Annotated in this window: 12 protein-coding genes; all 12 read left to right on the top strand. The window is 50.8% G+C overall.

The features are described from left to right. Positions 1–62 precede the first annotated feature (62 nt). Entirely contained in the window at positions 63–2,279 is a 2,217-nt protein-coding gene (locus EPG66_RS08565) for a phage tailspike protein (protein WP_083069054.1), read from the top strand. 159 nt (positions 2,280–2,438) lie between these two features. After that, a complete protein-coding gene (gene wcaK, locus EPG66_RS08560; protein WP_031591357.1) occupies positions 2,439–3,701 on the top strand; it encodes a colanic acid biosynthesis pyruvyl transferase WcaK in 1,263 nt (420 codons plus the stop codon). Positions 3,702–3,705: 4 nt separating this feature from the next. Next, the gene (locus EPG66_RS08555) at positions 3,706–4,929 is read left to right on the top strand and encodes a glycosyltransferase (RefSeq protein ID WP_031591356.1); all 1,224 of its coding nucleotides are present in this window, start codon (positions 3,706–3,708) and stop codon (positions 4,927–4,929) included. After that, on the top strand, positions 4,926–6,266 hold the full coding sequence (locus tag EPG66_RS08550; RefSeq protein ID WP_031591354.1) for a lipopolysaccharide biosynthesis protein: 1,341 nt from the start codon (positions 4,926–4,928) through the stop codon (positions 6,264–6,266). Before EPG66_RS08555 ends, EPG66_RS08550 begins: the two co-directional genes overlap by 4 nt. Positions 6,267–6,544: 278 nt before the next feature. Further along, positions 6,545–7,447, top strand: a complete 903-nt coding sequence (galF, locus tag EPG66_RS08545; RefSeq protein ID WP_031591353.1) for a UTP--glucose-1-phosphate uridylyltransferase GalF — start codon at positions 6,545–6,547, stop codon at positions 7,445–7,447. A gap of 42 nt (positions 7,448–7,489) precedes the next feature. After that, entirely contained in the window at positions 7,490–8,503 is a 1,014-nt protein-coding gene (galE, locus tag EPG66_RS08540; protein WP_010670976.1) for a UDP-glucose 4-epimerase GalE, read from the top strand. A 552-nt stretch (positions 8,504–9,055) separates the two neighbouring features. Continuing rightward, positions 9,056–10,471, top strand: coding sequence for a mannose-1-phosphate guanylyltransferase/mannose-6-phosphate isomerase (locus EPG66_RS08535; RefSeq protein ID WP_060680585.1), 1,416 nt, complete (start codon positions 9,056–9,058; stop codon positions 10,469–10,471). A 14-nt stretch (positions 10,472–10,485) separates the two neighbouring features. Continuing rightward, positions 10,486–11,868, top strand: coding sequence for a phosphomannomutase CpsG (cpsG, locus tag EPG66_RS08530; RefSeq protein WP_182686523.1), 1,383 nt, complete (start codon positions 10,486–10,488; stop codon positions 11,866–11,868). Between the two features lie 48 nt (positions 11,869–11,916). Further along, complete coding sequence (gene gmd, locus EPG66_RS08525; protein WP_182686521.1) at positions 11,917–12,957, top strand: GDP-mannose 4,6-dehydratase; 1,041 nt, start codon at positions 11,917–11,919, stop codon at positions 12,955–12,957. Position 12,958: 1 nt separating this feature from the next. Beyond that, entirely contained in the window at positions 12,959–13,861 is a 903-nt protein-coding gene (locus tag EPG66_RS08520; RefSeq protein ID WP_182686518.1) for a GDP-mannose 4,6-dehydratase, read from the top strand. After that, positions 13,837–15,000 (top strand): glycosyltransferase family 4 protein, encoded by a 1,164-nt coding sequence (locus EPG66_RS08515; protein ID WP_182686517.1) that lies wholly within the window; start codon positions 13,837–13,839, stop codon positions 14,998–15,000. The genes EPG66_RS08520 and EPG66_RS08515 overlap by 25 nt, the downstream gene beginning before the upstream one ends. Then, positions 14,997–16,112 (top strand): glycosyltransferase family 4 protein, encoded by a 1,116-nt coding sequence (locus EPG66_RS08510; RefSeq protein ID WP_220495178.1) that lies wholly within the window; start codon positions 14,997–14,999, stop codon positions 16,110–16,112. Before EPG66_RS08515 ends, EPG66_RS08510 begins: the two co-directional genes overlap by 4 nt. The last annotated feature ends 52 nt before the right edge of the window (positions 16,113–16,164 follow it).

Genomic DNA, 16,164 nt, shown 5'->3' with positions numbered 1-16,164 from the left:
TTGCGACGTGCCTCAGGGACACCGCCATGGCCAATGGCCTTATTGACTACGGGAAATGATGCATGAAAAGAAGAGAAGTTTTACAGACCGCCGCCTCCGCTCTGGTGGGGGCTCTCTCCGTGAGCACCTTTTCCAGCTACGCTGCAAAAAGTAACGGTATCGCCCTGAAGCCGGTTGATGCCACTGACGTGCCTAAAAGCGATGTGCCAATCCTTACCCCGGAAAATGTCTACGCCATGCCACCGCAGTTCTGGCAGGGCTTTGAAGGCAAACTCTGGATTGGTAAAGCAGGTGCAGATGCCAGCAAACCGGGCAACCAGATCCCGGTCTTCCTGCGTGATGCCAGCGGCAAAGTGTCGGAGATTGCTCAGCCTATCGCGCTGAACAAAGGCAACTTTGCCCAGTTTATTCAGGACAATGCTGCGCTGATTGCTAATCCTTCGCATTCGATGGCAGTTGAAGACAGCAACGGTCAGACGCTGTTCAACATCGCCGATGTCAGCCGTCCGGGCGCTGCAGATTTCAGCCAGCGTCTGGCACAGCCAGCGGGTTATCAGCTGATTGGTGAGATCCCGTCCGTAGCGGAGTTGCGCAAAACCCGTCCGCTGTTTGAAGGGGCCAAGGTTAAGCTGAAAAGCTGGCATGAAGGACGGGAAGTCGGCGGCGGCGAGTTTGTCGGCAGCTTCCAGCCCGCTCAGAATGATGGCGGCGTAAACTTTGCCGGTGAGGGCTTTTCCTGGCGTCGCGTGGTAGACGATTTCAACCGCCTGACCCTGTTTGATTTCGGTGCGATTGCCGATGGCAAAACCGATACGGCGCCCGCCATTATGGCGATGTTCCAGTGGTCACAGCAGGCTAACCAGCAGATCTGCGTCCAGTTCCCGGCCGGGACCTTCATGGTTTCAGCCTGTAACCTTGGCGATAAGTATCTCAACTTCTTCCGCATGTCCGGTGCGATGGTGAACTTCGGCTACTTCCCGGCGACCACTATTGTCTCAGATGGTAAGTCAGAGTTCGTCTTTGAGATGAATGCCCGTCGGGTTGAGCTTTCCAACCTGAATTTTAACGGCAACAGCGATAAGAGCCCCAACAAGCAGGGCTTTTTCCATAACAACTGCCCTGGCGGGCAATATTTCCGTGGTGCCTGCCTGCGCTTTAACGCAGTCGGCGGCACAGCCATCAGCCTGCAGGATACTCTGGATTGTAAAATCGACCAGTGGTACGCCTCACGCTGCAGTGGTGATGTGATCAAATCGGGCTGGTCAGGGCAGAAGCAGGGCAAATGGGACCACAGCACCGCGATCGAACTGTCGAACTTTAATGCGCAGTACTGTCGTGGTGGCAAAGTCCTCAACCTGCCGCGCTGTGGTCAGTCGATTATCCATAATGGCTGGATTGAGCACTGTGATAACCCGGGCGATCTCTCCAACGGTCAGTGGATTGTCGATGCGCTAAGCCTGGAGGATTGTAAGAATCCGCTGATCGCGCATAACACGCGCCTGAATATGCGCCAGACCAGCCTCCAGTCGGGCAGCTGGATCGACAACTCCATGCAGGGCGACCGTCTGCTCAGCATCTGGGAGATGGGATCGACCCGCGTGGAGTCCTATGGCGTCGCGCTGGATGGCAGCCTGAAGTACAACTACATCACCTCGCGCTGGCGTTTAGAGAACAACACGAATCAGGAGACCTGGTTTGATCTCGGCAGCCTCTACTCCCCGACGGTGGGTGACTCGTGGGAGATCGAAATTTTTGGTCAGTCACAGTTCAGCAACGGCAGTGGCGATAAGCCGCTGATGAACCTGATCGGTGACAAGACCACCGGTGGCCGCGCGGTGATCCACGTACAGCGCAAAAAGGATCGCTCTGAAGCGAGCTGGTCGGCCGAAGGCAGCAGCCCGATTGTCGATGTGCGCTATGTGGCTGAGCATGACACCGATGTCCGCATCTTCATCAAACTGGCGGGCTGGACGCCGTCGGTGGCCGTGCTGGTGAAAACCACCGGTAAAGATCGCTTTGTCACCGGTCGCTGTGCGCGCGTTAACGCGAAGATGGAGAAGGGCAATCCTCCGGCGGGCGACGCGACTAAACGCGCGCCGCAGCGCTTCAGCCTGCACAACGGCAAAGCGGGCGTGGGTGCCAACGAGCAGGGCGATCTGCTGATGGCTTCGCGTCCGCTCTCTGCCGATCAGGTCGATACCAGCAAGCCGGAAGGTTTTGTTTCCGTCGTGATCAACGGCAAACAGGTCGCACTGCCTTACTTCGCAATCAAGTCGTAACACCTTGCATCACGGCCGCCACAACGGAGGCGGCCGGTTTTAACAGGAGCACTACCTTTGGGTGCGTTATCCCGTAAAGCATGACTTTAAACAGAGTTCATTTTGCCCATTGCGGATCTGGGCGGCTTACAGAATTAAAAAAATTTATTCGGAGTTGTTATGAAAATTTTATTGGTGGGTAACCACACGTGTGGGAATCGCGGGGATGGCGCGATTCTTCGTGGACTGATTGATTCTATGAAGTCTGCACGCAGTGATTTAGAGATTGATGTTATTAGCCGTTATCCAACCAGCTCCGGTTATCTGCTCCAGCAGGATATTCAGCAGGACGCGCTGTATCTGCACAACAGCAAATCAGGCAAAGGTCTGGTCGGTTCGTTTAAGCGTAAAGTCGCGAACCGCCTGATGCCCGATATCATGATGGCGCATCTGGGCAAGGGCGGGATCTTTAAGTCTTTCTCTGTACCCCCGCACCTGAAGGCGTTTACTGACAGCCTTGCAAAATATGATGCGATTATTCAGGTTGGCGGATCGTTCTTCGTTGACCTCTATGGCGTGACCCAGTTTGACCATGCACTCTGTGCGCTGATGGCGAAAAAGCCGATCTACCTGATCGGCCACTCGGTGGGGCCCTTCCAGAACCCGCGGGTCAATGCGCTGGCGAACTTTGTCTTTGATCGGGTCGACAGCCTGGTGCTGCGTGAATCGGTCAGCCTTGACCTGATGAAGCGCGATGGCGTGACCAGCTCTAAAATTGCGTCTGGCGTTGATACCGCTTTCCTGGTGCGCGCACGCGAAGTCGAAAACCCGAGCCATAACCTGCTCTACTGGCAGGGCATTATCGATGGCCGTAAAACCATCGCGATCACCGTGCGTGAACTGGCACCGTTTGATAAACGTCTGGGTGTAACGCAGAAAGAGTATGAAGCGGCGTTTGGCCGGGTAATCAATGCCATGATTGCTGAAGGCTATCAGGTTGTTGCGTTCTCAACCTGTACCGGCATCGACAGCTATGCCAAAGATGACCGCATGGTCGCACTGACCCTGCGTGACCACGTAGAACAGCCTGAACATTACCATGTCATTATGGATGAATTTAATGACCTGGAGCTGGGCATCCTGCTGAATCATTGTCATCTGACCATTGGTACCCGCCTGCACTCGGCGATTATCTCCATGAACTTTGGCACCCCGGCTGTGGCGATCAACTACGAGCACAAGTCGATGGGTGTGATGAACCAGCTTGGTCTGCCGCAGATGGCAACCGATGTGAAAAGCCTGATGGATGGCTCGCTAATCGATAAAGTGAAAACTGTGCTTGCCGATTACGACAACATCAAGCTTAAGGTCGACACGGCCGTTGCGAATGAAAGGGAAATTGGCAACCGGATCACTGAAGAGATTCTCAAAGTATTAGGGTAATGTGATGAAACTGACTTTTTTCACCATGCGTTTCCCGGTTGCCTCTGAGACATTCGTATTAAATCAGGTAACCCATTTTATTGATGCCGGTTACGAGGTGGAGATTATTTCAGTCTTTCCCGGCGATTTAGTGAACCGGCATGCCGCTTTTGATGAGTATGGCCTGGCGGCGAAAACGCATTATCTGCTGCCGGAAGAGAAGGTCTCGATTGTCGATAAGCTGAACCAGCGCATTAAGCTGGTGCTGCCAAAAGTGACGAAACCGTCGCTGCTGCGTTCGCTGAATGTGCGCCGTTATGGCGCGCAGTCCAGCAAACTGCTGCTGCCGTCGATTGTGGCGAATGCAAAGCAGACCTTCACCGCAGATGTGTTCCTGGTGCATTTCGGCTATGCCGGTGCCCTGGCGAACAAACTGCGTGAGCTGGGCGTGCTTAAGGGTAAACAGGCGACCGTGTTTCACGGCGCCGATATTTCCCGTCGTCACATTCTGGAAGAGCACAAACTCGACTATGTGAATCTGTTCCGCCAGAGTGAGCTGATGCTGCCTATCAGCAATCTGTGGAAGAACAAGCTGATTGAGATGGGCTGCCCGCCGGAAAAAATTCACGTTACGCGTATGGGCATTGAGCCGGAGAAGTTTAACTTCCAGCCGCGCCAGGCGTTTCAGACGCCGCTGCGTATCGTTTCGGTGGCACGTCTGACCGAGAAGAAAGGGCTGGATGTGGCGGTCAAAGCCAGCGCCATCCTGAAGCAGCGTGGCGGTCAGTTTCAGTACACCATTATCGGTAACGGCGATCAGGATGAGATGATGCGTAATTTCATCGCCCGCGAGGGAATGGAAGATTGTGTCAGCATGCCGGGCTTTAAACCGCAGGAGGAGATCCGTCGCGCGCTGAGTGAAGCTGACATCTTCCTGCTGCCCTCCAAAACCGCCGCAGATGGCGATATGGAAGGTATTCCGGTCGCACTGATGGAGGCGATGGCGGTCGGCCTGCCGGTGGTCTCAACCTTCCACAGCGGCATTCCGGAGCTGATTGAGAACAACGTATCTGGCTGGCTGGTAGAAGAGGACGATCCTGAGGCGCTGGCGGAGACGCTGTTGAAGCTCTCTCAGGGTGAAGTGGATGTGGCGCCCGTGGTCGCGGCCGCCCGTCACAAAGTTGAGACTGAATTTAATCAGCATATCGCCTACGGCGAACTGGCACAGATTCTGGAGCGACTGGTGTGAGTGGATTTAAGTCACAGGCGATTTGGCTGTTCGGCAGCACCTGCTTCTCTGCGGTGCTGCAGGTTGCACAGTTAAGCTTTCTCGCCCGCAAACTGGAAACCCACGAGCTGGGGCTGTTAGCCATCATCAACGCCATCCTGGCGGTGGCGGGTGTGCTGCAGGATATGGGGATGAGCAGTTATCTGGTGCATCGCCAGAACATTACCCGTCGTGAGCAGAGCACTATCTACTGGGTGAACGTCTCACTCAGCTTATGTACCGGTCTGATCATGCTGCTGATCGCCTTCCCGGTTTCCTGGTTCTATCATCTGCCGGAGCTGGTGGGTCTGATCATGCTGACCAGCCTCAACTTCCTGGTGCTGGGTCATCTGTCGCAGTATCAGGCGCACTACATCAAAACCAAGCGGATGGTTTCGCTGGCGAAGATTGAGATGGGCACCAAGCTGTTTGCCTTCCTCTGTGTGGTGGCGATGCTGGAGTTCACCTCGCTCACCGTAGCGGCGGCGATTCTCGGTCTGTTCATCAACGCCTTTACCCGCATCCTCTGCATGATTGCGCTGGGTGAGAAGTCGTGGCGTCCGACCTGGGAGTTCGATAAAGCGACCTTTATCGGCGCGATTCGCTACGGCAGTTATCAGCTCGGTTCGCAGACCATTAACCAGCTGCGTACTCAGGCCGATGCGCTGGTGGTCGGTAAAGTGATGGGCGCCGAGATGCTGGGTGTTTACTCACTGGCGAAAGAGCTGGTGCTGCAACCGCTGAAGCTGGTGACGCCGGTGATTAACCGACTGGCACTGCCGCGCTTTGCTGAGAAGCAGCACGATGCCGAGCAGCTGAAGAAGCTTTTCCTGAAGGGCACGCTGGGGATCATGCTGTTCAGCAGCGCGATGTACCTTGCGATTGGTATCCTGTCACCCGTCATTGTGCGTGTACTTTATGGCGCGTCGCATGAGCAGGTCTATCACCTGATCCCGCTGATGCTGCTGTTTGGTATGCTGCGGCCGATGGGCGGTCTGACCGGCGCGATTTCCCAGGCCAACGGACGCACCAACGTTGAGTTCTACTGGAACATCGTGGCGAGTATTGTGGTTCTGGCGGTGCTGGCAACCACCTTTATCTGGCCGAACGTGCTCTATGTGGCGCTGACGCTCTCCATCTCGCAGATCCTGATCTCGGCACTGGCTCATCCGTTCTTTATCAAGCCGGTAATTGGCATTCGGTTTATTCCCTATGCCCGGCAATGGGTGGCGGTGTCGGTGGTATTTGTCGGCATAATGTTGCTGGTCAATCACTTTAATCTGTTTGTGATGCCGGAATGGTTTGAAGGCTGGTTGTAATCACAATTACGTTATATCAACGGGCGGCCTCAGGGTCGCCCGTTTTCATTTATGGCTGGTCTCAGCCGCTTGGCGACCCGGGGGGGAAATAACAGAGGTGATATTCGATTACTGATTGTCTTTATTCAGTTTATGCCGTTGCTGGCAATGGGAAAAATGCCGAATTTCCAAGTTATGACAGAGAGTTACTGTCCGATTTTCAGATAAAGATTATACTTGCTCTTCCGGCCGATCCTGCATAATCGACCCACATCTTCATTTTATTAAACGGAATAAATATGACCAAGCTTAAAGCAGTAATCCCGGTTGCGGGCCTCGGTATGCATATGCTCCCTGCGACTAAAGCCATTCCGAAAGAGATGCTGCCTGTCGTCGACAAACCGATGATCCAGTACATCATTGACGAGTGTGTTGCCGCGGGTATTAAAGAGATTGTGCTGGTCACGCATGCATCGAAAAATGCCGTAGAAAACCATTTCGACACCACCTATGAGCTCGAAGCGCTGCTGGAAGCGCGCGTGAAGCGTCAGCTGCTGAGCGAAGTGCAGTCTATCTGCCCGCCAGGCGTAACCATCATGAATGTGCGCCAGGCACAGCCGCTGGGCCTGGGCCACTCGATTCTCTGTGCCCGTCCGATGATCGGTGACAATCCGTTTGTGGTCGTGCTGCCAGACGTGCTGCTGGATGACTCCACCGCTGACCACATGCGTTATAACCTTGCGGCGATGGTTGCCCGTTTTGAAGAGACCGGCCACAGCCAGGTCCTGGCGCAGCATATGCCAGCGTCCGATCTCTCTGAGTACTCAGTAATCACCACTGAAGAGCCGATTGATCACCCTGGCGACATCAGCACCATTACCGATTTCGTTGAGAAGCCTGAAGATACCGCCGGCTTGAGCTCTGATCTGGCTGCGGTAGGCCGCTATGTCCTTTCTGCTGATATCTGGGCGGAACTGGAGCGCACTGAGCCAGGCGCGTGGGGTCGTATCCAGCTGACCGATGCTATCGCCAGCCTGAGCAAACATAAAACCGTTGATGTTTCGCTGCTGACCGGTCACAGTTTCGACTGTGGTCGTAAGCTCGGTTACATGCAGGCGTTTGTCTCTTACGGCCTGCGCAGCAACGCGCAGGGTCGCGATTTCCGCGAAGCTATCCAGACCATCCTCGCAAAACAACAGTAATTTATTTGCCGCGTCCTGCGTGGCAGATTGAAAGGAGCTCACATGGCAATTTTAGTCACGGGCGGAGCAGGGTATATCGGCTCCCATACGGTACTGGCGCTGTTGCAGCGCGGTGATGATGTTGTGGTTCTGGATAACCTCTGCAATGCCTCACGCGAAGCGATTAACCGCGTTGAGAAACTGGCGGGTAAAAAAGCGACCTTCGTTGAAGGCGATATCCGTGACCGCGCCTGTCTGCGAGACCTGTTTGCATCCAACAGCATTTCAGCCGTAATCCACTTCGCTGCGCTTAAAGCCGTCGGTGAATCTACGCGTATGCCGCTGGAGTACTACGAGAACAACGTCGCGGGCACCGTGGTGCTGCTGGAAGAGATGCGTGATGCCGGCGTCTGGAACTTTATCTTCAGCTCATCAGCAACAGTTTATGGCGCAGATGCCCCGGTTCCTTACGTTGAGACCACCCCGATTGGCGGCACCACCAGTCCATACGGCACCTCTAAGCTGATGACCGAATTCGTTATGCGCGACTTCGCCAAAGCGGAGCCGAAGTTCAAGGCGATTGCGCTGCGTTACTTCAATCCGGTTGGCGCGCATGAGTCAGGCGAAATCGGTGAAGATCCGGCGGGCATCCCAAACAACCTGCTGCCGTACATCGCGCAGGTTGCGATTGGCCGTCTGGAGAAACTGGGCGTGTTTGGCGGTGATTACGATACGCCAGATGGTACCTGTCTGCGTGACTACATCCACGTTGTTGACCTGGCGGAAGGGCACCTGAAAGCGCTGGATTATCTGAGCAAAGTTGAGGGCTACACCGCCTTTAACCTGGGCGGCGGCAAGGGCTTCTCGGTGCTGGAGATGATCAAAGCGTTTGAGAAGGCGTCCGGCAAGGCGATCCCGTTTGAGATCAAGCCACGGCGTGACGGCGACCTGCCTGCGTTCTGGGCCGATGCGTCACTGGCTAACACGACGCTCGACTGGCGCGTGACGCGCGGCATCGATGAGATGATGCGCGATACGTGGAACTGGCAGAGCAAGAACCCGGATGGGTTTCGGTAGTCTGCGATGAAATTCAAAAAAACCCGGCTCAGGCCGGGTTTTTTTGTGCCTGCGTTAAGAGAAATTGCATATTCCTGCTCACTCTCCTCACCTCAATGCCAGATTGTGACTGACTGATGACCTAATACGGAATTATCCTGGTCTGGCTTCTGTAGTGTTTAATCACAATAGCGGGTAATCCGACTCTGTGAAGAGGCGCAAAGCGCAATTCCCTATACGCTACTATGCTGTTTTGCCAGTGATTACATTTACTCATGCAGGATGAGAACAATGTTTAGTCACTCTTAAGTTTTGTCAGTGGCAATAAAAGATTAGGCATATTATTTTTGCCGCACAAAATGTACTATTTGGAGTTATCCCGGAACCCGTATGCGATTGATTGAAATATAATCAGCGCATCGACAGGCTAACCTGTGAAGGCAAGATTCCTATCACACAGCGCATTGGTTGCTGCAAGCCAGGGGCGGTAGCGTGGCTGTTTATTCATAATGAATAAAAATTGACCCGCTTATATGCATACATAGCATGTTTAAATTTGTTAGAGGATGTGGAATGTTACTTCCCGTAATCATGGCCGGAGGAACCGGCAGCCGCTTATGGCCCCTTTCCCGCGAACTTTATCCTAAACAGTTCATCTGTCTGCACGGTGAGCACTCCATGCTGCAGGAGACGGTTAATCGTCTGAGCGGCGTTGAAGCGCGCGCACCGATGGTCATCTGTAACGAGGAGCATCGTTTCCTGGTTGCTGAGCAGTTGCGACAAATTAACAAGCTATCTCATAACATTATTCTCGAACCGGTAGGGCGTAACACTGCTCCGGCCATCGCGCTGGCTGCGCTGAACGCTGTTGAGCAGGGTGATGATCCGGTTCTGCTGGTGCTGGCCGCCGATCACGTGATTGAAGACCGTGCTGCGTTTCATCAGGCTATCCAGGTTGCTACCGCTTATGCCAAGCAGGGCAAGCTGGTGACTTTTGGTATCGTGCCAACCGGTCCGGAAACCGGATACGGCTACATTCAGCGTGGCGAAGCACTGCCAGGCGCAGAAAGCGGCCCTTATCAGGTTCAGCGCTTTGTTGAAAAACCGAATCAGAGCACCGCTGAGCAGTATCTTGAGTCCGGTGAATACTACTGGAACAGTGGCATGTTCATGTTTCGAGCTAAACGCTATCTGCAGGAACTGGAGAAATTCCGTCCGGATATTCTGGAAGCCTGCCGTCGCGCTATGGCTAACGTCAAAGAAGGGAATGATTTCATCAGTATTGATAAAGATGATTTTATTGCCTGTCCTGACGAGTCAGTGGATTACGCAGTCATGGAACAGACCGATGCCGCTGTGGTCGTCCCGCTGGCAGCCGGATGGAGTGATGTCGGTTCATGGTCTGCACTGTGGGAAGTAAACGACAAAGACGCTCACGGTAATTCCCTGAAGGGCGATACCTTCCTGCACAACACCAAAAACTGCTATATCAACAGTGAAGACCAACTGGTTGCCGCCATTGGCGTTGAGAACCTGGTCATTGTTAACACCAAAGATGCTGTGCTGGTTGCACGTAAAGACCAGGTTCAGGATGTTAAGCGAGTGGTGGAGTTCCTGAAAAGCGAGTGCCGCAGCGAATATCGCCGCCATCGTGAAACTTACTGGCCATGGGGACGTTGCGATCTGGTGGTCAACACTGGCCGCTTCAACGTTAACCGCATTACGGTTAAGCCGGGTGAAGCCTTTGAACTGCAGATGCACTATCACCGCACCGAACACTGGGTGATTCTCTCAGGCACAGCGAAAGTCACCATTCAGGATAAAACCCTGCTGCTGACAGAAAACCAGTCAACCTTTATTCCAATCGGTCACCCGCATACGTTAGAAAATCCAGGCAAAATCCCTCTGGAACTTCTGGAAATCCAGTCGGGTTCTTACCTTGGTGATGACGACCTCATTTTGATTAAACAACAGTTTGCAAGTAAGTAAGGACAGACACGATCATGGCAGCACTGACCTGTTTTAAAGCTTATGACATCCGCGGCGAGTTAGGCACTGAACTGAATGAAGACATCGCTTACCGCATTGGCCGCGCCTATGGTGAATTTATCCGGCCAAAAACGATCGTGGTGGGCGGCGATGTTCGCCTGACCAGCGAGTCGTTAAAGCTGGCACTGGCAAATGGACTGCGGGATGCGGGCACCGATGTGCTCGACATTGGTATGAGCGGAACAGAAGAGATCTATTTTGCCACGTTTCATTTAGGCATTGATGGCGGCATTGAAGTGACTGCCAGCCACAACCCGATGAACTACAACGGGATGAAACTGGTACGGGAAGGTGCTCGCCCGGTCAGTGGTGATACCGGTCTGCGTGACGTGCAGCGCCTGGCTGAAGCGAATGACTTTGCTCCGGTAGAAGAGAGTAAGCGTGGCAACTATAAGCAGATTTCTGTGCTGGATGCCTATGTCGATCACCTGATGGGTTACATCGACCTGAGCAACTTCACTAAACCAATGAAGCTGGTGATCAACTCCGGTAACGGTGCCGCAGGTCATATCATTGATGAAATTGAAAAACGCTTTAAGCAGGCGAATGCGCCAGTAACGTTCATCAAAGTACATCATGAAGCTGACGGTAACTTCCCTAATGGTATCCCAAATCCGCTGCTGCCGGAGTGTCGCAAAGACACTTCTGATGCGGTGCGTGAGCATCAGGCCGATATGGGTATCGCCTTCGACGGTGACTTTGATCGCTGCTTCCTGTTTGATGAGAATGCAGAGTTCATTGAGGGTTACTACATCGTTGGGCTGTTAGCCGAAGCGTTCCTCAAGAAAGAGCCAGGAGCGAAAATCATTCACGATCCGCGTCTGACCTGGAACACCATTGATGTGGTGACCAAAGCGGGTGGTATTCCGGTGATGTCTAAAACCGGTCATGCGTTTATCAAAGAGCGCATGCGTGAAGAAGACGCGGTTTACGGTGGTGAGATGAGTGCGCACCACTACTTCCGCGACTTCGCTTACTGCGACAGCGGCATGATTCCATGGCTGCTGGTGGCAGAACTGCTGGCAGTGAAAGAGGAGACACTTTCCGGACTGGTTTCGGAAAGAATGAAGGCGTTTCCTTGCAGTGGTGAGATTAATTTCAAAGTTTCAGATTCGAAAGCTGTTATCGCTGCGCTCAACGACAGATATTCATCTTCTTCAGTGGCTAAGGATAATACCGATGGTGCGAGTCTCGATTGTCAGAGCTGGAGATTCAACGTCAGAACCTCAAATACTGAACCTTTGCTAAGGCTTAACGTCGAAACCAGAGGTGATACAGAGGCTCTGAGCAAATTACTGAAGGAAATTGAATCGCTTATTGAAGCATCATCGATTTAGTTCAACACCTAGATACTAATTTTAATTTTCTTAATCATGGGTTTACGAATGACGAATAAAACTGCAGTAATTACCGGCATCACAGGTCAGGATGGTGCTTATCTTGCTGAACTACTCCTGAACAAAGGTTATACCGTTTATGGCACCTATCGTCGTACAAGTTCAGTGAATTTCTGGCGCATCGAAGAGTTAGGAATTAAAAACAATCCTAATCTTCACCTGGTCGAGTATGACTTGACAGATTTATCGTCGAGCATTCGTTTACTTCAGGAAAGCAAAGCGACAGAAGTCTACAACCTTGCGGCTCAGAGCTTTGTAGGTGTTTCTTTTGACCAGCCGCTGACCACAGCTGAAATTACAGGTATTGGTCCGGTAAACCTGTTAGAAGCTATTCGCATCGTTAACCCTAAAATTCGTTTCTATCAGGCATCTACTTCAGAGATGTTTGGTAAAGTGCAGGCTATTCCGCAGAAAGAAGATACACCTTTCTATCCGCGTAGCCCGTATGGCGTTGCTAAGTTGTATGCCCACTGGATGACAATTAACTACCGTGAGAGCTACAACATCTTCGCATCAAGCGGCATTCTGTTTAACCACGAATCACCACTGCGTGGACAGGAGTTTGTGACCCGTAAGATCACCGATTCTGTAGCAAAAATTAAGCTCGGTAAGCTGGATGTGCTTGAGTTAGGTAACATGGACGCCAAACGTGACTGGGGCTTTGCTAAGGAATATGTTGAAGGTATGTGGCGTATGCTGCAGGCTGATGAGCCAGATACATTTGTTTTGGCAACTAACCGCACTGAAACAGTCCGCGACTTCGTTTCAATGGCGTTCAAAGCTGCTGGCATTGAATTGCGCTTTGAAGGCAAAGATGACCAGGAAGTTGCAATTGATGTAGCCACTAATAAAGTGGTGGTTAAGGTCAATCCTAAGTTCTATCGTCCTGCTGAAGTAGAATTACTGATTGGTAATCCACAGCGCGCGAAAGATATTCTGGGTTGGGAGCCAAAAACCACACTCGAAGAGTTATGTGCAATGATGGTGGAAGAAGATCTGCGCCGCAATAAACAAGGGTTCTCCTTCTGATATGACTAATGGCAAAAAAGCATTGATCACTGGGATCAAGGGCTTTACCGGCCAATATATGGCAGCGGATTTATCCGCTGCCGGATATGAAGTTTATGGTTTCGGTTCAACTTCCGCCCTGAAGGCCTCACGCTATTTTCAGGTTGATCTTACCAATGCAGCACAGGTAAAAAATGCTGTAGACAGTATTCAGCCTGACGTCGTTGTTCATCTTGCAGCCATCGCTTTTGTTGGTCATGCTGATCCGAATGCGTTCTATAATGTAAACCTTTGCGGTACGCGTAATCTGTTACAGGCTCTTAGCGAATCCGCAAAAATGCCGGATGCAGTTTTGATCGCCAGCAGTGCTAATGTTTACGGTAATAACACACCGGGAAAATTAGCAGAGTCGGTTCCTGCCAGACCTGCAAATGACTATGCGGTAAGCAAGCTGGCCATGGAGTATATGACCAGTCTGTTTTATGAAAAATTGCCGATTATTATTACCCGGCCATTCAATTACACCGGCGCCGGTCAGGCAGAAAATTTCCTGATCCCGAAAATCGTCAAACATTTTCGTGAGAGAAAAGATGTCATTGAGTTGGGCAACATAGATGTATGGCGTGATTTTTCTGACGTGCGTGACGTCGTTAAAAGCTATTCAGCGTTACTTCATTCCCGCTCATCTGGACAAACTGTCAATGTCGCTTCAGGTAAAATGCATTCATTGAGGGAAGTCGTTGATCTCTGCCAATTCCTGACCGGCCATGATATTAAGATTGAAGTTAATCCTGATTTTGTCCGGCCTAATGAAATTAAAGAACTTTGTGGCGATATCACTTTACTCAGTAGTTTAGTCGGTGAGACTTCGTCTAGAATCCCTCTTAGAGATACCCTGAAATGGATGCTGGAAGCAAAGCAATAAACGTCGTTTACTCTACGGACTGTATTAAATATCCTTTAACCGGTATTGGCCGTTATGCGTTTGAGCTAGCTAAACAGCTTCAGGAAAGAGATAACGTCGCGCTGACGTTTCTTCATGGTACTAAGACTCGCGACTCACTGGCAGTGGCGGGTGAGTCTGCTCAATCGGTTCAAACACTAAAGCGTAAGTTACAAAGAAGCAAAACCGTCAGTGAAATATATCGCCTGACTTTTCCGTTAATGAAAATGATGGCGCTGAGGAATTTTAAGAATCACATTTTTCATAGTCCAAACTACTACTTACCTCCTCGCGTGAAACACTGTGTCGCCACATTTCATGACCTTTCGGTATTTCACTGGCCACAGTTTCATCCGGCTGGCCGTGTTCACCTGATGCAAAAAGAGTTAAGGAATACCGTTTCGCGTGCATCAATGTTGATCACTGACTCTTATTACACAAAGAATGAGTTAATTGATTTCTTTGGTATTGAAGATAATAAAATTGCCGTAGCTCCTCTGGCCTGCAATGAACATTTTCATCCCCGGGATGAAGCAGGAACACAACATGTTCTTGAAAAATACAATCTTAAGTGGCGACGTTTCTTTCTGTATACCGGCACAATTGAACCAAGAAAGAATATCCTGACATTGCTTCAGGCGTATGATCGTCTGCCCGCTCAGGAAAAATCTGCTTTCCCGTTAGTCATTAGTGGTTATAAGGGTTGGGAAAATGAGCAACTCTTTAAACTCTTTGACAAGGGCGAGAGAGAAGGGTGGCTAAAATATTTAGGTTTTGTACCCGGTAAAGATCTGCCGTTTTTATTCAGTGCTGCAACGAGCTTTGTTTTCCCTTCAATCTATGAAGGTTTTGGCTTGCCGGTACTTGAAGCAATGGCTTCAGGAACGCCTGTGATTTGCTCAAATGCAACATCACTTCCGGAAGTCGCAGGAGATGCAGCATTAATGCATCAGCCTGACGATGTCCATGCTTTAACAACTTATATCCAGATGATGATAGAAAACGCTGACGAAAAGCGCCGTATGATTGATGCTGGATTAGTGCGCGCCCGCGAATTTTCATGGTCACTGTGTGCGGATAAAACCATTGAAGCTTATGAGCAGGTCGCAATATATATATGATTAAAGTTCTACATTGTTATAAAACCTACTATCCTGATACTTTTGGCGGCATCGAACAGGTTATTTATCAGCTCGCAGAAGGTGGTTTTAAATCAGGTATCGAATCTGTTGTTTTTACTCATAGTCCCCAATTTGAAAACAAAAAAAACAGACTGGATAACCATCAGATTCATCGGGTCAAAACTCAGTGTGAGTTTGCCTCGACGCCATTCTCTTATTCAGCCATAAAAGAGTTCAGAGAACTGGCTCAGGATGCGGATATCATCCATTATCACTTTCCGTACCCATTTATGGACTTCATGCATTTTGCCGCTGGCATCAAAAAACCATCAGTAGTGAGTTATCATTCTGATATCGTTAAACAGAAGGTGCTGTTAAGGCTCTATACGCCGTTGATGAACCGCTTTCTCTCCAGTGTAGACCGCATCGTTGCCGCGTCACCAAACTATGTTGAAAGTAGCCCGGTTCTGCAGCAGTTCAAAGATAAAGTTGAAGTTATTCCTTACGGTCTTGATAAACAGTTTTATCAAAATAACGATCCTGCCGTTCTGCAAAAATGGCAGGCAAGATTTCCGGATGGCTTCTTTCTCTTTATTGGAACATTTCGTTATTACAAAGGCTTGCATATCTTAATCGAGGCGGCAAAGAACAGCCGCTATCCAATCGTTGTGGTTGGTGCAGGACCTATTGAAGCTGAGCTCAAATCGCAGGCGCAGCAGTTAGGCGTGAACAATATTCATTTCCTGGGTGCGCTTGAAGACAGCGAAAAATCTGCCTTGCTGCAGTTATGTACCTGCCTGGTTTTCCCGTCTCATTTACGTTCAGAAGCTTTCGGTATCTCTTTGCTGGAAGGTGCTCTTTATTCAAAACCACTAATCTCCAGCGAGATCGGAACGGGAACAACCTTTATCAATATTGATAGGGTCACAGGATTAGTCGTCCCTCCATCTGATCCCGCAGCATTACGACGGGCAATGGATGAAATCTGGCAGAACCCCGAGCTGGCGATGACCTATGGTGCAGCTGCACTGGCACGCTTTGAATCCCTTTTCACAGCAGATAGAATGATTCAAAGCTATACAAAGCTTTATAAATCCTTGTTAAATGTGTGATTTATTTTCAGATAATTTCATCTGCACGACCGCACCATTCATTACCTTTAAT

Source organism: Pantoea pleuroti (genome assembly GCF_014156615.1).
Lineage (GTDB): Bacteria > Pseudomonadota > Gammaproteobacteria > Enterobacterales > Enterobacteriaceae > Pantoea > Pantoea agglomerans.
This window is presented reverse-complemented; position numbering and strand designations above follow the sequence as displayed.